This is a genomic window from Anabaena sp. AL93, assembly GCF_001672085.1.
Taxonomy (GTDB): Bacteria; Cyanobacteriota; Cyanobacteriia; order Cyanobacteriales; family Nostocaceae; genus Dolichospermum; species Dolichospermum heterosporum.
The window spans coordinates 15230-38202 of the sequence record NZ_LJOU01000047.1 but is presented as its reverse complement, the minus strand read 5'-3'; the positions used below and the strand labels follow the sequence as shown (position 1 = coordinate 38202).

The 22973-nt window shown below is 43.3% G+C and carries 1 protein-coding gene (cut by a window edge); it reads right to left on the bottom strand.

The genetic code is table 11. The features are described 5' to 3' along the window. Positions 1 to 22973 carry part of the coding region annotated (locus tag AN486_RS13740) for a DUF4347 domain-containing protein (RefSeq protein ID WP_290601097.1) on the bottom strand (this coding region is incomplete at its 3' end). The annotated region extends 6000 nt beyond the left edge of the window, so 22973 of the 28973 annotated nt are shown.

The window sequence follows — 22973 nt, the reverse complement described above, 5'->3', positions numbered from 1 at the left end:
TTCCGGTAACTTTGTCCGTTAGCAGTTTCCATTGCATAAGATTCATTGGTTTCGGTGAGATTCCAATAAATTTGAGCAGAAGTAGGATTACCGTTTCTTGTAGTTTCACGTTTGGCGTTACTAAAACCAAAATCATAGAGTTTATAGTAACCCAGTGAGGTTAAAAGGGCATTTTTTGCATCATCAGTTAATTCGTTAAAATTCCCTTTGGAAGCGTCATAGTCAACTCCAGCTACAAACCATTCTTTTTCTGTATTGGTAGTAGGATTCCAGTAACTATCTTGACTCAGAGTGGTATCCATCGTGAAGAATTCATTACCAACTCTGACGCTATCTGTACCGACTTGTTCTGTGAAAGTGCTGGGTATCCAGTTAACAACTTCTACCTGAATTGTGCCATCAGCAACTTGTTTTGTGCCAGTGACAACAGGTACAGTAACGGCGCGTTGAGTGATGAAGGGGATAGGTACTGGTTTTGTACCTGCGCCTAAAGCTGAGTCTGCATCAATGGTGACTGTTCCCCCGGCGAGAATGGTAGCAGTATTCTGAGCTTGTAATGTACCTGAACCATTAACTAAGACATTACCACCACTGAGTTGAGAACGGGTAATTGTGCCGCGAATGGTGCTGGGTGTCCAACTGGCGTTAATACCAGCCCGAATATCGAGGTTTTGGGCGGCTGTCACTAAACCGTTAACAGTTAAATCGGTGACGACATTTAAACTAATATTGGTGCTGGCATCTAAGAAACCTTGTACTACTAAAGAATTAGCAATAACTTCCAAATTCTGATGGGAGTCAACTAAAGCACGGGATAAGGGGGCTTTACTCTTAGCAATAATCGCCTGACCTAATGCGTTAATTTGGATACTCGGATCAGTTGTGGTTGTTCCGCCACTGTAGGTTTGAATTAAGGCATTATTGGGACGGACTGCATTCAGTGGGTTGGTTTCTTGGTAGTCCAGTAGGTAGAGATTATTACCTTTAATGACTATCTGACTCTTAGCGCCCACAGCATTGTCAATAAAGACATCACCCGCATTATTCTCACTGGTAATAAATACCTTATCTGGATTGACGCTAGTATCGTTAAGTGGTGCAATTTGACCACTTAAAACAATGCCAGATTCAGCCGAAATATTGATGATACCGCTTGTGGCTGTTTCTAATGTACCGCCACCAACACGGGTGAGGTTAGCGGGGAGTTCGGCACTGGCAACGGGTGTAGCACCTACAGCTAGTACAGTTCCTGTCGCACTGACATAATCACCGTTAGTATTGATATAGAACCCAGAACTATTCACAAAACGTCCTTGAGGGTCTTGATAAATTAAGGGAGTTAGCATTAAACCGTAACCGGAAGCACCAACACCACCATCAACGGTAAGAACATCATCTGCTTTCAGGTAGCCGTTAATTAATAACATTCCTGCACTATCAATAGTGATGTCTGCACCGTCATCATAAGCCTGAATTAAACCATCAATTTCTACTTGTTTACCGGCAGTGATATTGATTTTGCTGTCGGTGCTATCTGCAAAAATCAGAGTTCCAGTTTCCGCAAACCTGGCTGTAGCATCACTCTTAATTGAACTTAGACTGTTCATGGTGAAGTCTAAGGTGCTGCTACCACCAGTAATATTAATGTTGATGTTACCTGTGGCGATCGCTGTCCCTCCTCTGGTGACAACTAAACCTGTGGTGTTGTCTGCACCTGAACCACCAAATGTGACTATATCTGCGGCAGTGAGATTGATATTGGCGGTTTTTCCTGTCCAGGTGACGGTGTTGTTAACCAGTTTCGCCCCGGCGAGGAGTGAACCGCCCACGTTGATAATATTACCAGTGACGTTAATATTACTGTTGTCTGTACCACTGAAAAGACGCACACCAGAGTTAAGATCAACTGTCCCTGTACCGTTAATGGAGAGATTACCAATACTGGCTAAATCAAAGCCTTGTTGTTGATATTTACCGTTAGTTAAGATGGTCCGACCAAAGGAAATACTACCGTTAGCATTGGTTTGGTTAATATTCAGGACTTCTCCTGTTCCCTGGACTAATATTTGACCGTTATAACCCTGAATTTGGTTAGCTGCGGTCATTTTCACTGTTCCTTGACTAATAATATCTGTCATCAACAAAATATTATTAGTTGCAGTAATTAAGACTTCATTGGTATTAGCATTATTATCGGCTTTGGTATTTCGTAATACGCCTTTAAGGTCAATATTTTTACCAGTCATTACCAAATTTGTATCAGTAATGATGCGTCCAGAAGTGCGGGCTAAGGTTAGATCTCCAGAAGTTGCGGTAATATTAATACCAGTCATACCCACACTACCTTCGCCGATAGTGCTGTCAATAATCACGTCATTTAAACCAGTGATATTAACTGATTTACCATTAATTTTACTTGTACCAAAAGTATGAACACTGGTTTGTCCAGTAGTAATAGTTGTACCTGCATTGATGTTAATTTGATCAGTAGCCGTGAGACTACCTTTTAAATCAAGAGTGTTCGTAGCGTTAATAGTAATATCAGAACCTGTACCACCGGCGATAACATTACCTTTAACAACTCCATAAGTACCAACATTTAAGGTAATTGAACTATTACGAGTTTCTAATAAACCTGTATAGTCTAAGTCAATATCCACACCATCGGGCGAATTTCCACTATTCAAATTAATAGTTTCATAACCCAATACTTTACCAGCAATATACAATTTACCGTTTAGTCCGGTTGGCGAACCAATAGTCACAACTGAACCTACTTGGTCGGCTTTGACTGTATAAGGTAGGGTTGAAGTTAAATCGGTAGTCAGATTGGTGAAACCTAGTTTATCAGCATTAGTTGAACCAGTTTTAACTAATGTGGTTGCATAGGAACTGGTTAATAATAAACGACTTTCACGGAGTTTTACCTGTAAATCATTATTATCAAAACCAGTGTAGGTACTACCAATAGCATGAGCGGTAGTATCTTGACTACTAACAACTGTCCAAGTCGCATTCTTAATAGCAGTATTTAAGTCTTCGACTAAATTTCCTACTTGAGTATTATTATTTGTCGCAGATTTGGGTAAGGTGACAGTGGCTTCAATGAAGTAACCAACTTTATCTAAACGTAATTTCAAGGTGACATCTTGACTAATTACGCCTGTGGCTAATTCATAGAAAGCAGCCGCTTCAATTTCGTTGGTGTAAGCAGGGGCGAGTATATCAACTTCTCCCTTCGCACTCAGGTTAATTTGACTGTTTTCGCGCCAAGTGGAAATTTGGGTTGAACCATAGAGAACCATTCCTCTACCAGAATAATTGGTAGAACCGTCTGCTGGGTTGGGTTCTACGGGGTCAATACCGCCCACAAGGTCTATTTGTTTTCCGGCTTTCAGGCTTTGACCGATGCGAATTTGGTTATCTGCATGAACGCTTATGGTAGAATGACCGCCGAAATTATGGGCGTAACGTCCCATATATTTGCCGGTGGTGTCGCGGACATCTTGGACTTCACCACCTGGTAAGACTAAGCCTTGAATGTCAACATCTTGGGCTGCGTTAATAATAATGGAACTATCTGCTGCATGAGTAACTAATTCACTGGCTGCTTGAACATAAGCACCTGTACCGGAACTGTTACCACCACCGTTAATCGTGATGTTGTTATTGGCGTAGATGTAACCACCTGTTTCAATTGCTTGACCTTGTTGGTTAATGGTATGACCACCAATAAATGCCTGTCCAAGAGATGTGATCTCAACTTTGCCGTAGTTACCTGACCAGTCAATGGTTTGAGATAACATATTACCGTTGGCATCAAAAGTTTGGACTAACTTACCGCCTGATGCCAAGGTTCCCATCATTTCCATGTTGCCGGTGTTGTTCATGGAAATTAATGCGCCACTATTATCGGAAGTTAGACCCATGGCGGTGACACCGCCTGCTGCGGTGATAATTAAGCCAAGTCCGTTATCGTCTGCGCCCGCTGTACCGCCATTTAAGCTAACAGATTTGGAAGCTAGTAATCCTGTATCTAAGAAGATTTGTTGACCTGCTTTAACGGTGATGGTTGCGTCATTTCCTGCCCAAGTTACACCGGTTGCACCAATACTACCCCCCGCGACAACTGTGCCTAAGATATCAACATCTTTCGCACCTTGGAGGTTAATGGCACTACCAGCTTTTTTGGTATTAACTCTCGATGTAGTATGAACATAAACGCTAGAACCTTGACTATTTGGAGTGTTGGTGCTTGTTCCATTTGCTAGATAACCGCCTAAAATGTCAATTTTATCTTCAACGGTTAAGAAGCTTTCAATGTACACCCAACCTTCAGAACGAATTTTCAGGTCAGAGTTTTGACCGTTGACGTTGATATTACCTCGGAGAATTACATCATCGGGAAATTCCAAATTAACCACCGCATTGTCTGCATTATTGGTAATAGTTCCAGTCAGGAATAGGGAGAACGCATCTGGTTGTAGTGGTTTCAGGTAGAGGTCACTGGGTAATCCTATTTTCAAATAATCATCATATTTATCTAACCGAGAAGTTCCAGCCACCATGTTGATTTGATTGGCGGTGGTAATTGCTCCCTGGATAAACAGACCATTATTTGCTGTTAAATCTAGGGTATCTGAAGTGATTGACCCCACTCGCATATCACCGGAGATGACTTCGATACCTGCATGACCAACTGCACTTACTTGATTAACAAACAGGTCATTCGTTACCTCTTGAACATAGACGTTACCTCCACTGACAACAGTTAATTTCCCATCAGTTAGAGAGTTAGTGTTAATTTCTAAAACATCAGAGTTAGTACCAATACTACCCACTGTTTCTAATGTGATGTTTCTACCAATAACATCAGCCGTCGTATCTCCCGTGTCTACAATCGAGGTTAATGCCCGTAAACCGACATCAAATTGAGTTTCAATTACACCAACTTTCAAGTCATGATCTAGGGAGTTAACGTAAATATCACCTTGTTGAGCCGTGATATTAATAGCACCATCTAACAATAGATCAACATCAAGGTAGTTGGTGTATTCGCCAATAGAACCTGTTGTTGATTGTAGATCAATTGCCGAACCACGAATATTCAGGAGATTCTCATTAATATCAAAGATTGAACCTTGAGCCTGTAAATCTACAGAACCATTAGTGAGAATACTATTGACGAATATATCGCCACCAGGAGCTTCAACTGTCACGTAACTGCCAGCGTTAATCTTATCAATAAATAAGGATGTGTTGGCAACTTGACGAATGTAAGTGCTAGTTAATGATTCTGCACTTAATTGGCTATTAGCACCGGACAAATCAATGCGGAACGAAGTGTTAGTCGTTGTTCCAGCAATAGTACCTTGAGACACCACTAATAAATCACCAGTAGTGGTAATAGCTGCCGTACTTCCTCCGGCGTAATTATCAATGATGCTACCACCCGCCTGGAGGCGCACATCTCCACGAGCATTAACGTGATTGATATTTAAAGTTCCAGCAGCCTGTACTGCAACGGCATCACCGGCATCAATAGTGGTGATGTTGGTAATTTCTATGTCAATATCATCAGTTAATTGCAGGGTTAGGGATTCTACCACAGACTTGTCTTGTACTAATTCTCCTTGAATTAGGTTGACGTTCCCTACTCCGTCTGATCCATGATTTGCTGTTAGTTTTTGCCAAAGGGTTGTATCACCATAGATTTGCTTCCCTAAATCAAGGGTCTGATTTTGACCTAAATATTTATAAAGTCCATATTCAACAGCGTTGTACTGCACTAGAACAGTTTGATATGTTGCTAAGGAAACTTCTTGCTTGATGGATTTATTGGTTCCGCTAACAAAATTCGCTTGCAATTTCTCCCACAAGGAAGTGTTGCTGAAATTTGCCTGAGTCAGATCAACATCTGTGTCATCGCTACCTAAATATTTGTAGGTGGCATAACTTACGCCCACTACATCACTTACAGAGGCACTGGAGAGGGTTTTCTTTTTATCAGTTGCTAGGTTGTTAAAGCCACCAGATAGGTCAATGGCAACCATGTTACCGACTTGTCCTAACTGTCCTTGGGCTTTGAGGGTGACGTTGCGACCAATAATGTTAGAACCTTCTGTGTTACCAGCAGTTGGTGTAGTCCTTAGTAAGTTGGCATTGGGATAGAGGAAGCTATATAAACCTGCGGACAAGGGATATTTTAAGGACTCTGCATCAAATAGTTCTTGCGCTCTCTCACTAACTTCTGATGAACTGATGGAACTTCCTTCCACAAGATGATCAAAAATCGAACCTTGGACAGATTCTAAGTAAATATCTGCCGGAGTCACAATTGCATTGAGGTTCAAGTCTCCTGCTATTTCACGAATATAAATATCACCTTGAGATTCAGCCCCTATACCACGTGTACCGCTGTCTACTCGTAACCAATCTGTTGTACTTCCTAATGCTCCAGCAGAAGTCTCAAGTTTAATTTCTTTACCACTGATTAATGAACTGGAATTTCCTGCGGTGATGCCTTGAGGTGCGTTTAATGTGACAGTACCATTACTGGAGGCAATATTACCAGCCACCAGGTTGCTATTAATGTTATCAAGAGAAACAATTGTTAAATTGATATCACCTACTGCTGTAGCATTGACCGGTTGTAGACCACCTTGTATTTTTAAGTCAATACCACCAGACTGAGCCTTGAATTTCAAGGCTTGAAGTCCGTTTTGCACATCGGCGTTATCTATGGTGTTGGCATAAACAACACTGGAACTATTACTATTAATGGAACTACCTATTAATGACACCTTGCTATTAGGAGATTCGATGTCACCTTGGAGATAAAGGACTCTGTTGCTGGTGATAGATATTTGAGCAGCATTTTTATTAGGCCCTTGGATGAAATCTATATCAATTGGATAATCAGCTTTTAAGGCGTTGGTATAGAAGTCTTTGAGTCCAGTAATAGTAGTTGTTCGCGTGTGTAAAGTTTTCTTTCTCAGCCAACCACCACCTGTAGTCCAATTTTCAACCTTGGTAGAAGAATTGACGTAGTTGCTATCAAACTTGTTATTAACTCTATCTGTAATGCTTGATAAGTTAGTGCCAATCTCTGTCCATTTATCGGTGTCAGTGAAATCTTGGGTAGATAGAACTAAGTCATCATTATCGCCGATATAACGATAAACCTTGTTATTGGCAACATTTCTGACCTCGGAAACGTTTTTGATCAAGTCTACGCTACTGTCGTTTACCTGTTGATACTCGATAGTGTAGGCGGGTAGAATAGTTGTAGCATTAAATACTAATGACTCCGATTCTAGCAGTGGCTTTTCATCACGGAACTCTACGGTTTTCCAGGTATAACTATCATCTGCAACTAAAGCATCCCAATCAAAACCAAAGAGGTTAAAGCTCTTTTTCTCATATTTTCTGACTTCAACCTGGGTTTTCTCCTGTCCCTCTGTCCACACATACTGGCGACCTAGTGGGGTTTGGTACTTGATGTCATCAGTGAAGCTATTTGTTACTGGAGTTCCGGTTGCTGTGTAGGTAACAGTTTTGTTGACACTATCGTATACTCCGTCAAATTTTGTGGTCTTAATATTATTAGCATCAACTGTGTACTGAACCTTCTTGAGGGTTTCTGTGTCAATGATGGTAATTTTACCTTGACGGTTGGTGGTGGTGTCAATGCGGTTGAGGATCAGTTGATAAATGCTCTGGTTGTTAATATCAACGTTGGTATAACCGTTGGCAACTTTCAATTGACCATTTCCTGTACTGAAGATTTGACCAGCCAGGGTAATTTCTCCACCCTTGGGAACGATGTCATTCAGGATGATTGCCTGTTGATTAACGTCAAAGTAACCATCTACAGGGACATTTTCTGTGCCGAAACTAATTCCTGCTAAGACATTGCCATTATCATCCACAAAATTTCTGGTTTTCTTACCAGGATTAAAGGTGGCAGCAATATCAAGTTCAATGGTACTAACACCACTTTGAATGAGTCCGTTGACGTTTAGATAACGAGCGGTGATTGTAACTGGTCCTTGAGAGAGAATGCGGGATTGATTACGGTTAATGGAGGTTTCTAGGTTTTGACCATTGACGTTAGTAGCACTGTTGTAGGTTTCACTATCGGCAATACCATTTGGGTTATAGACTGTTTGACGTAGTCGGTCATAGTCGAGATATTGACGGGGGTCTTGATTGCTGTGGAACCAATCATCCGTATTCAAGTTAAAGTTGCTGGCGGCATTGATGGTGACGTTTTCGGCTCTAATTTCCCCGGAAACGTTGATACTACCTTCTTTGTTGTCAATTAACAGGTTGCCGGATTCGTTGATTACATCACCAAGGATGTAGATATCTTGGTCAACAGAGGGGATAACAAGACTGCCTGTGTCATATTGACTGTTGGGATAGGCATCTTGAACGATGGAGATGTTCTTAGCGCCAGTGTTGTTAACTGCGTTGGAGATGAGAGCGTTGTTGAGATAAACGTTACCGGGCTGGAGAACTGTGTATTGACCATCAACTATTCTGACTCGTTTGTTGTCACGAATGACTGCATCGTTGACGTTGAGGGTGAATGGCGACTGGTTGGTAATTTTAATTTCTGCGCCGCCTCTGGCTATTAGTTGATTGTTGCTAATTAGAGGTGTGAAGGCAGTGGAACTAGTTCTGTCTGCTTCAATAAAGATGGAACCTGGCGCGGCATAAATATTGGGCAGATTGATGAATAATAGGTCTATTTCTTTTTGAACTGTCGCTGATTCTGGATCAATTAGTCCAGAATCAGCGATCGCTTGATTGATGGCATCCAATTGTACTTGATAACGAGCTACTGCCTCGGAATTACCGGAGTGACTGTTAATCCAACCTTGGATTTTCTCTCTTTGTTCTAGTAAGAGACTACCTAAACCCGCATAAGACATTGTGATGTCGTCTAATTCTACTGGTTTAACAACGTAGAATTTGTTTTCGAGGGTGCTTTTTAAGTTATTGGTAACATCACTGGTATAAACAGTCAAGTCTTCCAAGTTCGGACTAGTGCCAAGGTCTTCCCAAATCAAAGTATTGGTATAGTTCTGGGTTTCTAAAATAATTGAGTCAGCGCCATCTTTGGTTAGAGGTTTGTATTTGTAGTAATGCCCGGCTGTACCACTTTCATAGGCATTAGCTATGGCTTGTACGACTGTACCAGTGGAAATGCTAAAGCTAATTTTAGCTAAATCCAATTCGGCATATTCATAGTTGGTCTCTTGATCAAGTCCCAGGGCGGTTTTTTCACTAGCAATTAGTTCATGCCCTAATTTTGCTGGGTCTAACTGTTGAGTACCACCGACACTGATGGGTTTAATTTGTACTACTGTTTTGTTATTAATTCCGGCTTCAATGCTGACACTACGACCAACCTCAATTTGATTGCTGCTGCTGACGGAACTACCATCTGGAACATTAAATCCGTAGGGAAGGGCAGAAAGATTCAATACTAAACCATCAGTTGCAGCCCGTTTATTCCCGCCTAATCCTTCTTTCGCAACTAAACTGACATCCCCTAATGCTCTGATTTTTGATGCGCCTTTAATGTCAATTTTATTGGTTTCGTTGATCTCGGCTTTCAAGACGGGAATACTTAAACCAGGACCGAAGGAAACGGTCGTAATTTCAGCATTGGCGGAACTATCTAGCAAGTTGGGAACGGCAAAACTATCTCGTCCAGTAAATAGATAAATGTCACTACCTTTGACGGTGGCATTATCTACTGTGATTTGGTTTTTGGCGTTGGTAGTTGTCTTCGCATCGCCGGCGGCAACTCCGCCAAATGCAGTGACGGAGAGGAGGTTCGCACTTGGTCTTAGTCCCGTATCAGTCCGGGTAGTCAGGTAAACATCCCCAGATTTATTTTCTAAGGTTGCGCCGTTAAGATTGATGGCGGCATTGGTTTCAGCATCAATTCTCGATAAACCTACCGCCAGACTGTAACCACCAACGGTTTCAATGCGGACATTGTCAACGGCAGTTGCTTGATTCAGGGTTTCAATTTTCAGGACTCCTTTCTTGGCATTTGTGCCGTTAACGGTAATGTTAGTGCCGCTACCAATGTTAACTACTGCCTGGAAGGGATTATCCGATGTCCCAATGTCTGTACCACTTGTAAGGACAGTAACGTTCGCGCCAGATGCAGAAGCAGCGATGAGGCTTGGTTTCCCGGCGGTTTCGTCTTTAGATACTCTGTTAATGGCATTGATGATCACATTATCAGCAGTAATACTAGTGCTAGTTCCTATATTTACATTAGCCTTACTGGTAATTAGATTCTTTGTTCCTGCTCCAGTCCCAGCTAATGCTGCTAGGGTAAAACTGTCAGCGGAGGAATCTACATCTTGATCATGGCTGGATGTAATGTATAGGTTATCTACGACGATCGCTGTGTTATTACCAATTTTGGCTAGGGTGGCGAAGTCGGTAGTCACGTTGGATTGAGCGCCCGCTACCGCAACAGCACCACCAGAGGCAGCTATACTTTCTGCTAATAAATCATCGGTACTAACGGCTGCAATTGTCAGGGCATTGGCAGTTACTTGTGTACCATCCCCGATGGTTGCTTGCACTTCATCAAAATCATTGCCCTTACCTAAGGTAACATTGGACTCCATCGCGCCTAAAGCCCCTAATCCGATAGTGCCACCGTTGGAGGAGGTTCTGCTTCTGGTGTTAGCGGCTGATCTGATGTCAATATCACCAGTGGATGTAAGTTTTGTGCCTTCGACAAAGGCTTTGAGGAGGATGGCAATATTGCCAGTAGCAATATTAACCACACCGCCTACAGTACCACCAGAAACCCCGGCGGTGAGGGTCTTATCTATGTCGGCAATGGATTCTACGTAAACTGTGGTATTGACTGAGTTAATAGTTGTGGTGATGGGAGTTCCACTTGTCCAGTTGTCCGCGACGGAATCACTATCAATCCAGGCTTGGATACTGCTATTAATCTCGTTCTTAACTATGGCTCCACCCAGGGCAGCACTGATGATAGATGCCGCTATGCTGACTATTGTGGCATCACTGGAGAGGTATGCGTTCTCAGCGGCTAGGACATCCAAATTTGTGCCACTGGTGACTGTCACTGGTCCTGTAATATAGGCATCAATATCGTTATTGATGGTGTTATACAAACCCACACCTCCACCGGCGAAGGCAAATCCACCAGCACTGACATCAACTGCTACTGATGCTGTTACCGCGGTGACGTTGCTAATGTAGGCGCGTTCAATATCAGCAGAAATGAGAACATTGCCGGTGGTAGCTTGGATAGTTTTGGCAGTATTGCTCTTAATGTAAGCCTGGACACTATTGGTAATTTCGTTGACTACTTGAGATACAGCTACGGATACTGCACCTCCTCCCAAAACACCTGCGATCGCTGCACCAACTGCATGGGCTTTGGTCACTTGGCTATCGGATATGGCCTTGATTTTTATGTCAACTCCGGCAGTAGCCTTAGTATTTTCTAGGTAGGAGTGGATATTGCTGGCCATTTTGCTGGTGGATTCTGCCCCAGCCCCGGCTAGAGATAAACCAATACCCACAGCGATCGCCACTGAACCGGCGAAGGATACTGTCTCAATGGTGTCTTTACTATTGGCATAAACTTTGATATCCCCTGTGGAGGTGGCGGTAGAATCTTTGATATATGCCAGGGTTTCGTTACCGTAACCAGAGTCATCAGTGATGGAGTCGTAACCAATTAGGTTTCTAGCCAGGGAAACGCCAATGGCTCCTGATGCTGCTATTAATGCGCCAGAACCAGCCACGCCCACAGCCCCGGCCAATGCAGAGATATGTGATGTACTTTGGGCATCTAGTTTGATATCGTTGGCATTTCCACCTTTGGTTTCTATGGTGCTGCTATCAACGTAAGCTTTAACACTGTTGTTAATAATATTGGTGGATTCTGCCCCAACTCCAGTCAGAGCCAACGCTCCTGAGAAGATGTTGGGAGATATGGCAACACTGACGGATACGGCTACGGCATTGGAGGTGATGGTCGAGTCTTCAATTGCCTCTAATATTAAAGAACCATTCTTTGCCTCTACTTTATTGTCGGCATTTTGGATGTAGGCATGAACATCGTTATCAATGTCGTTGCGAGCAATGCTTAACCCAATGGAGGCTGCCACAGAGAGATTACCAGCAAAGGATATACCCACAGAAGCTGCGCCCACTCTGGCTGTAATGTCTGTGGTGTCATCAGCTTTGAGGGCGATGCTGTTGGCGGAAATACCTGATACCCCATCCCTGTCTATATATGCCTTCACCTCGGCAGCGATTTTATTTTCAGCTACCGCACCCGCACCCACTAGGCTAACGGCGAAGTCTCCCGTAGCCCCTACACCTAATGCTCCTGCTCCCACATCGGCGGTGATTGTATCTTCGGCTGTGGCGGTTTGGCTCAATGCACCTGTGGCTGTGATGCTGGAATTTTCAATATAGGCTCTGACTTGGGCTGCGGATTTGTCACCATTAGATTTATAGCCAATGTAGTTTTTGGCTAAAGACCCACCTATGGCGGCGGCTACCGCTCCTCCACCTGCGTTGCCTGCACCACTGCCTGCGATCGCCACCACGGCGGCATCAATGTCGTTGTCGGAGTCGGCTGTTAAAGTGACATTATCAACATCACTGATGGTGCTGCCTTTGATATAGGCGTTGGTATCGGTGAGGATGACGTTGGTGGCTTCTGCTCCCCCACCACCAAGGGCTATACCTGTGTTGCTGCCCACTGCTACCGATATAGCAACGGCCACGGAAATAGCCTCGATGGTGGCATCGGATTCGGCAATGATGGAGATGCTGTTAGCTGTGGAAGAAGCGGTGGAATTGTTGATGTAAGCTTTGATGTCGTTGTCAATGGTGTTTCTGGCTAAGGAGACACCTATAGAAATGGAGACGGATGTAGCTCCCCCCACAGATAGGCCAAAGCTTCCGCCACCCGCATCGGCGGTGATGTCTGATGTGTCCTTAGCCTTAATGGTGGTTAATCCATTATTGGCAATGATCGTACTGCCATCAACATAAGCTTGAACTGTGTTTTCAATATTATTAGTGGCTTCTGCTCCCGCACCACTTAAGGCCAATGCCCCCTTCTCGGACACTGCGATCGCGATGGCAACAGCAACGGAATCGGTATCAATAGTTGCATCTTCAATCGCCTCTATTTTCAGTTGCCCATTTGTGGCTTCTACCTTATTGTTGGCATTTTTGATGTAAGCCGTGACTTCATTGCCAATGTCGTTACGAGCTAAACTGACACCAATGGCGGCGGCGATCGCGGCATTACCCAGGAATGCGGCTGCCACAGATGCAGCACCAACTCTAGCTGTGATGTCTGAGGTGTCGTCAGCCTTGAGGGTGACAGAATTGGCAGAAATTCCCGTGGCTCCGTCGCCATCAATAAAGGCACTGACCACTTCAGCGATTTGATTGTCAGCTAACACACCAGCACCACTCACACCCACATTGAATCCCTGGCTAAAGGCGGCTATGGCTACCGAGCCTGCACCCACATCGGCGGTAATGGTTTGATCAGAGGTGGCTGTTTGGCTGAGATTGCCACTGGCTGTAATACTGGAATTTTCGATGAAGGCTCTAATATCTGTGGCTGATTTATTGCCGTTTTTCTCGTAACCAATGTAGTTTCTAGCTACGGCTGCACCAATGGAAGCTGAACCACCAGGGCCACCACCAGACACTGCACCGGATATGGCAACCACGGCGGCGGTAATGGTGGAGGTGTTATCGGCGGTGATTGTGACATCCTTTGCCTGAGTAATGGTACTGTTTTTAATGTAGGCGTTGGTGTCAGTGAGGATGATATTCTCTGCATCTGCTCCCCCACCACTGAGTCCCAAACTAAATTCTTTACCCACAGCTACGGCGATGGAGACGGCAACACTTCTGGCGGTAATTTTCGCATCGGATTCGGCTTTGATCAAGATATCTGTGGTGTTGGCGGTGAGGCTAGTGTTGTCAATATAGGCAGAAACTTTATTATCAATAGTGTTGTCTGCCAGTACCACACCAATGGAAAGACCAATGCTATTATTCCCACCGGCTGCCACCGCCAAGGAGCCGCCACCAGCATCGGAGGTGATTTCTGAATCGTCTGTGGCGGTGATAGTGATTGCTCCTGCCACTGTCACCACGGGATTATTTTTTAGGTATGCCTCGATGGTGTTATGAATTTTGTTGGTGGATTCAGCACCGACTCCGCTCAAGGCGGCAGACCATTTCTCGGAAACGGCTACAGCTATAGATACAGCCACGGCATCAGTATTAATGGTGGCTTTATCAAAGGCTTCTAACTTCAGATTGCCTGTTTTCGCTTCGACTTTGGTGTCGGCATTTTGGATATATGCTTTGACTTCGTTGCCAACATCGTTCCGGGCCAAGCTGACACCGATGGAGGCAGCTATTGCCACCTCGCTTGTCCCCAGGAATGTTGCTGCTACTGATACTGCTCCGGCTCTGGCTGTGATGGTGGAGGTATCTTTGGCTGTGAGGGCGATCGCATTGGCAGAAATTCCGTCTGCTCCAGTTCCATCACCTTCGATAAATGCACTGACTATTTGGGCGATTTTATTGTCTGCTAATACACCAGCACCGCTGGCTGCAATATTAACTGGACCGCTACCTTTGACTGATACGGCTAATGAACCTGCTCCCACATCGGCGGTAATAGTTTGATTGGTTGTGGTGGCTGTTTGGGTGAGATTACCACTAGCTTTGATACTTGAACCTTCAATGTAGGCTCTAATGTCTGTGGCGGCTTTATTCCCATCTTTGTCGTAACCAATGTAGTTTTTAGCTACTGCTCCCCCGATGGATGCTGCTCCTCCTGGTCCACCGCTTGAACCTGCAGCAGCAATAACAACTACAGCGGCAGTAATTGTGGATGTATTCTCGGCTAGGAGGGTGAGATCCTTAACTTGGATAATGTCACTGTTTTTAATGTAGGCGTTGGTATCACTGAGAATGATATTGATTGCGTCTGCGCCTCCACCACTAAGTCCGGCGGAAAGCTCTTTCCCCACAGCGATCGCGATTGATATGGCTACACTCTTGGCAGTAATAGTAGCATTGGCATCAGCCGTAATATCTATATCATTACTACTAGATGAGGCTTTGGCGTTGTCAATGTAGGCAGAAACCTTGTTGTCAATGGTGTTGAGTGCTTGGGCGACACCAATGGCGATCGCTCCTGAATTATTACCACTCCCACCGGAAAATGCCAGAGATCCTCCACCTGCATCAGAAATAATCGTAGAGTTATCTGTTGCTGTCAGGGCAATTTTGCCGCTACCTGTAACAACAGCCTGATTTCTAATTGCGGCCTCAATGGTATTGTTGATTTCGTTATTAGTAGAAGCACCAGATCCGGCTAGACTAACTCCGGTTTCACTACCACCTTTAGCCGCAGAAATGCTACCTGACAATGCCAACGTATCGATCTTAGCGGTAGAAGTAGTAGACAAGGTGACTCCGCCCGCAGAAGAGTCAACTTTTGTATTCACTCCTTCAATGACAGCGGCTATGGTGTTATCTATATCATTGGTAGCGATCGAGGCACCAATAGTACCTGCTATACCAGTTTTAGAATTCAAGACTACAGCAATTGCCACTCCCCCTGCATCAGCAGTAATGGTCGGAGTATCAATAGCTTCCAGTTTAATTTCTCCACTGGCATTAACATCAGCGCCATTCCGAATGGCTGCTTCAATTACATTAGTGATATCGTTATCAGAACCAGTTCCAGCCCCAGACAAGCTCAATCCCGTTGTACCGCTGCTCTGGCTTCCCGATACAGTTCCCGCCATACTTCGTGCCACAATAGTGGACTTTGATTCAGCTTTCAGGCTAATATTACCGCCTGTGGCATTAACTTTTGCCTTGTCAATTGTGGCTTTAACATTATTGTCAATTGTATTGGTTGCCTGGGATGCTCCAACTGTGATTGCCCCAGTAAATTCCTTTCCAGCAGCTATCCCAATAGCCACACCACCAGCGTCAGCAGTGATTTTCGACTCATCTTTTGCATAGAGGGTCACTGTGCCTACACTGGTGACATTAGCAGAATTGTCAATAATCGCTGTAATGGTGGTACTAATTGTATTTCCAGACCCGGCCCCAGCCCCAGCAAAAGCACCACTTAATCCACTGGTAGTTTGAGTGCTGGAAACTGAACCACCTATACTCGCCGCTTGGATAGTTGCAGTGGAATCTGCGGTAAGGGTGATAGTACCTGCCGAGATAATGGTGGCATTATCTATATAAGTTTTGATAGAGGAGTCAGTAATTTTATTAACTGATGCTGATGCACCTACGGAAATAGAACCTGATCCCTTTCCTCCTTGAGCCAAAGCCACACCCACACCACCAGATTCAGCATAAATTTCTGAATTATCCTTGGCTGTCAGGTTTAAGGTTTTACCACTGGTTTTAGTCTTAACCAAACCTTCACTAATAAATGCTGCAATGGTGCTAGTGATGGTATTCTTAGAACCTGCTCCAGCACCAGCGACACTAAAGCTACTGTTAGCAGGATTATTGGCATTAGAACCAGCACCAGCTAAACTGATAGCAATTATTCTTGTGTTTGATGCTGTTGCTTTTAGTTCAATATTGCCTGATGTGGTAGCTACAGAATTATTGATCACCGAGTTGAGACTGTAAGCTCGGATCGTATTTGTTACCTCGTTTGTAGCTACTGAGAATCCAGCAGTTACGGCAGTAGTTTGTTCCCCTGCTCCAGCCAAGGAAAGGCTATATCCAATCACACCTCCAATGGCATAAATCTGGGAAGTATCATCAGCCAGTAGTTTTAAGTCTCCTGTGGCATCAATGATCGCATCTTTTAAGAACGCTTCTGTCTTCTTGTTCTTAATAATATTTTGGGAGAAGGAACCCGGCACATTTACCGATGTGTCTGAACCAGTGGCGGCTGTTGTGCTTGAACCCGCCAAGCCTATGGAGAGAGAAATAACAGTATTATCCTGATCAGCTTCTAGGGTAACGTCTGTACCTGCTACCGTTGCCCCAAGGATGAATGCTTGGGTGGTACTGTCAAACTCATTCAAACTATAAGAGCCAAATAACCCAATATTTGTAGATTTTTGAGTTTTCAGTTTAGAGGTATTAATTGCCGCTCCACCAGAAAATGTCCCAACAAAACTATCATCGTTGGCATTAAGTTTGATATTGCCGTTATAGGCTCTAACTGTGCCAATATCATTAATATACGCTAGAGTAGTGTCATCTATGATATTGATTGCCACATTACCCGCCACAGTCCAATCATATTGGGTTCCTGGGGTTGGTTTGGGTTTAGGTGGATCAGCATTGATGGCAGCAGCTAAAGCTACTACGACAAAATCTCCCGTATTTTTTGCTGATACATCAATGTCACCAGTGCTAATAATATAAGTTCCCTTGTTACCTGGTGTTTGGTCATTATCTTGCTGTTCTTTGCCAACAATGGCTTTAGTATATCGAGTTACATCATTAACTCCTACACTAATACCAACACCTACACTGTCCGTTTGTTGAGCAGCACCAACTACTGTCACATGAGTGTTATCACTTTCTGCTTTGACTGCAACTCCTCCACCATCAGCTTTTACGCCGCTTTCAATTTGGGCGATGGTTGTACTGGTTTGCCCTACGCCAATACCACTACCAGTAAATCCATAGCTTTCGGCATCACCACCCCCCTGCACTAGGTCAAAGAAGAATACATTTTCTTTGGCGATGACTGCTAATGCTGTTTTCTTCAGGGGGTCAATGCCAGTATCACCCAGTGGGCTTGTGGTGATGACAACGCCATCATTGATTTTAGCGATCGTATTGTTATCTACTGTTTGAACTAATACCGAAGCACCAAGACCATTTTTTGCTCGATTACCAAAGATATTAAATGCTTCAGTGGGATCTCCTTTTTGAGAAACTTTAATAAGGGAATCAACATTTACAGCAATGTGGATAATACCAACAACATTAACCATCGTCATTTCTGTATTAGCTTTTACTAGTACAGATTGTGTATTAATGATTGTAAAGACTTGAGAGCCAATACCAACTCCAGTTAAGTCAACAGCATTACCACCCAAGGCATCCTGATAGCTATTTGCCAATTGAATGTAGTTCGCATCAGCAGCAATGACAAAATATCCCCTATTAGCCGTGAGTCCACCGATCGCAGTTCCACCTGTACCAACGGAATAGTTGATCATGTCTCCTGTTTTTAAGCCATGACCGCTAATTTTAATTAGGTTATCGCTGGTATTAATTTTTAGTTTATTCTCATCATCAGCTTTGGTTTTGTCATCACCACTCAAACTAGATGTGTCAACTATTGTTACTGTTTTCTTTGACCAGGAATTAGTTAAGCTAACTTTTTGGACTCCAGAACCTAATGCTGTAAATTGAATTGCCGTACCACTAATGGATTGAGCGTAGGTATCTGCCAATTTAATAGTGTTGGCATCAACAACAATCACAAAATAGGCACGATTACTAAGTCCACCAATAGCATTTCCGCCAACAAAGGAATAGTTAATTAATTGCCCTTTTGTTAAACCGTGGTTAGCAATTTTAATCGTGCCATCGTTGAGACTAACTACGCTAGAACTAGCGGCATCAAAGTTTCGGTCAGAGCTATAGTTATTGTCCTGATTAATTTGAGTTCCAGTAATAGTTGAATCGTTGGGATCTCTATAACCAATAATCGCTTCAGATGTATTGTTGTAATCCAGGTATGATCCAGATAAGGCAAAACCTATTGTGCCTCCTGATATTTCTCCTCCTTTTTTCGGATCTTTCTTACCTTTATTTTTTGTAGTGACGAAGGTATTAAAAATCCGACTAGGGAAACCTAGTTTACCATCAAAGAGAATATCCTTGGTTAGTAAAATCACATTTCCTATGCCTTGTTCTGCTTCATTTATTGCTGGAGTCTTTGGGTCATCCTTAAAGGAATAGTCTTTCTTGAAATCCAACAAAAAGGGATAAATGAGGTCAGATGTAACTGAAAGTTGATTGCTGGCATCAACGATCGCTCCATCATAAATTCTGGACCTAACAGTATTGGTATAGAGTCCCAGCCCAAAGGAAAATGCTACAGCAATCCCATCTCCGTCTTTACCAGTAGCAGCGTCCACGAAGGTTTGCAGTTTTTGTTCTATGGAGGACTTAACAGTAACATTTCCAGTGGATTTTAAAACTGCTGATGGACCGACTGTGGCAAATACATCATGTTCAAACAAGTTTAAGGCAAAACCAAATCCAACAGAGGAACTTTCCTTACCATCCATATCTTTTTTTAACAGATCCTTTGTCTCGGCAGGCTTAAAAATTGCTGTGGCTGCTGGGAGTAGGGAGGCAGGATTGGCAAGCAGGTCATTAATTGTGGGGTTAGAACCAGTAGCTCCTTTAGAGGATGATTTATCAGTTGCTTTTAAAGAGGCTGTTACAGAAATACCACTGCTGCCTTGTCGGGGATTTTTCAGGGTATGTTCTGTACCCGCACTGGCAACGGTGGCATCTAGATCAATTCCCGCAGCATTAATGGCTTCTGGCAAGGATTCAGCTAATTGAATTGTATCCTGATCAATAACAACAACATGATAATAGGTTTGATTCTCTAAACCACGTAGCGGTGTATCCTTGACTGTGACATTTCTGGTGGTTTTAAAATTATGAAGCGAGCCAGTTCCTCCGGCTTGTATATCTATGGAGGTGTCGTTGGTGGCAGTGTAGCTTTCTGCGCTGGACTTGGAAGTAGCAAGTTTTATGTGAGTATCGTCAATGACTATTGCATAATAAACTGTGCCTTTAGCCAGGTTGCCGATCGCTGTGGAAGTTTCACCCAAGTAGCCTGTTTGATAGGTAACTGCATCGCCTGTTGTTAGGTGGTGCAGACTACTGAATGTAATGGTGTTGCTTGTCAGATCCACGTCAGTTGCTGGATCAAATGACAAGTTCATTGTCATTGTTTGGGTGGTTGAGAACTGGGGATCGACTTCATAGTAAACCGCATCACCAGTAGTAAAACCATGATTGGTGATTTTGATGGTGTCGTTGTCTTTACTTACAACAGTGCTATTGGTAGGGTCGAATTGATGGGGAGTCTTGGTAAAAGTGAATGTTTGGGAAGCCGAACCTAAGCCAGTCAGAGTAACAGCAGTGCCATCAACAGAATCGTCGTAGGTGGATGCCAATTTAATTGTGTTTGTATCCAGAACAATGGCAAAATAACCTCTTTTGGAAAGTCCACCAATGGCAGTTCCTAATGCGGGATCATAGTTAATTACTTGCCCTGTTACTAAACCATGATTAGCGATCGCAATTTTGCTATCGCTCAAATTAACTATACTGTTACTAGAAGCATCTATGGTTTTCACTACCTGGTCTAGTTTCAGGTAATTCAGCAGTTGCGATGAACCAGCAGTTTTGTCACTATCAATTAGATCAATATCTGCTATTCCTGTGACTGCTCTATCAATGGTTGATGCCAATTTAATCTTGTTTTGATCTACTGCAATTACATAGTATTCACCTTGAGTGGTTAATCCATCAAGATCATTACCATTATCATCACTGAAATAAGTTACTGCCTGACCGGTTGTTAAGCCATGATTAGTTAGTGTGATTTCTTCTGTATTAACATTCAGCGCTGTAGCGGCATCGAAGAATAATCCACCTTGGGGAGTTAGGCTTTGTTTAACTCCAGGGTTAAGTCCGGTGTTATCTAAATCTATAGCTGTTTCTTTTACTAACTTGATGGTATTGTCGTCTATTTTAACGACTGTATAGGTTTCTCCATCACTCAGACCACCAATACTTGTACCGCCCCCATTACTATAAATAAACTCATCCCCTGTTTTAAATTGATGATTGGGAATTGTAATGGTGTTGTTGTTGACATTTGATAGATCAATGATCTTACCGACAAAGGCAGAACCGGAGGTAATTGAACCATTGGCTTGGGCCTCAATATTCGTGTCGTCCCAATTAGCGGCAATCCCAATACCCGCGTCGCCACTAATGTAGATTGCTGTGGTAGCTTTGGCATCACTTTTGACTGATCCCTCTGCCTTCAAACTGACGTTCCCTTTGGCAATAATACTGGAGCCATTGTCCATAATTGCCTTAGATGTGGTAGCGGTATTGGCAAAGGCGAATGAAGCCCCAGATTCGTTAGCATTGGCAGGGACAAACGAACCTAAAGTATTAGCAAATACTCTAGCACCTACTAATGCGGTTGTTGTTACTTTTGATCCGACACTGACATCAGAGCCGCCTTCAATGGTGGTGCTACCTTGAATAAAGGTTTCGGCTGTACCTGTAGCTCTACCATAGGCAACTGCAAAGTCATTACTCGTACCTTTAACGCTACTGACTGTACTAATTGCTTGGACACTACTATCTACAACCGATGTAGAGGCAATATCAACTTTGCCACTGGCAGATATGAAGGTGTTATTAATGGTGATTTGCGTATCCGAACCACGCACTTGTACGGATACAGGAATTAATAAATTTTGTAATTCATACAAAGTAGATTGCACAAAAGGTGCAATTATTGCTTTTTGCACTCCTTCGGGGACTTCTGAATAAGGGTTTTTATCTTCAGCGTTAGCAGTTATTGTAACCTTAGCTCCCTTGATTGTTGATCCTTGTAGGTTTATATCAACTTTCTTATCGGAGTAATCCCAGATCGAAAGACCGGCTCTTAATACTAAAGCTTCTCCCTTGAGGGTTATGTCACCTGCTTTATTAGTAGTATCGCTGCCTAGAACGTGAGCTAGGAGTTTTGATCCAGTTTTGACTTCAATTTGGGGATCTGGTGTCAGTGCATCTTTGATAGCAGCAGCAAAGAAGAAATCAGGATGATCACTTAAATCAACTATGGCATTTAGGTTAATGCTACCTGAATCACCTGTGGAGGCATCTGTTAACCAACTAGCGCTAGTAGTTCCATTGCCTAAGCGGGTAGAAATGACGACATTATCTAAAATTTTAATTTTGGGGGCTTGAATGGTAATATTCTTAAAGCCGCCACCACCGATATCACCGTTAATTGTCACTGTGTCTGTGGCATTAATAGTTAGGCTGTCGCGATCGCCTACCCCATCTCCAGAAATTTTCCAGCCTCCATCTAAGGTGAAGTTACCAACTACGTCCAAGGTAACATCTCCGGTCAGAGTAACGTTACCACCAAAGGTGACATTATCTCTATTTTCTACAGGACCTAGTGCAACTACATTTCCATATTGTTGTTTTCCACTGATATTGCCAGAAAGGGAAGCAAATACGGAATCATAGCCAGCGATCGCGCTATCTTTGAAAGCCAGCCCTGCTTCAATTAGTCCTGTTTGTACCTCTAAATCCCAGTCTCCACCTTTATTTGTACCACCTGTTAAATCGTCGGATGCAGCTACATCAGCACCAGTAATTGCACTCAACCTTTGGACTAGGCTGACACCTTCTTCAGTAGCAGCAAAGTCACACCCATAAAGGATAATATCTGCATTCTGGGTGAGGTGTTGACCCCAGCTAGTTAAGTTACTTTCGTAACTGTCTAATGTGTTGAAGTTTAAGTTGGTAGAACCCAGTTCTAAGTCACCTTGACTACCGTGAGTGGCAATATAAACAGACTCTATTCCTTGATATCTTTGCAAGACTTCGCTGATTTGAAAGACTCCATCTTGGGTTAAGTCTAATTTAATTACTTCGATATTGGGATTAATCCCATCTATCAAACTCTGATAGTTGTCAATGTTAGGAGCAATAAAGAGGATTTCCTTGGGATGATTTAATCCTAAATGGTCTGTGGTGCCGTTAGGAATCAAGGGGTTATAACTTTGGGGATTGAGATCCAAGGGATTGTAATTTTCTGGTAATGACAT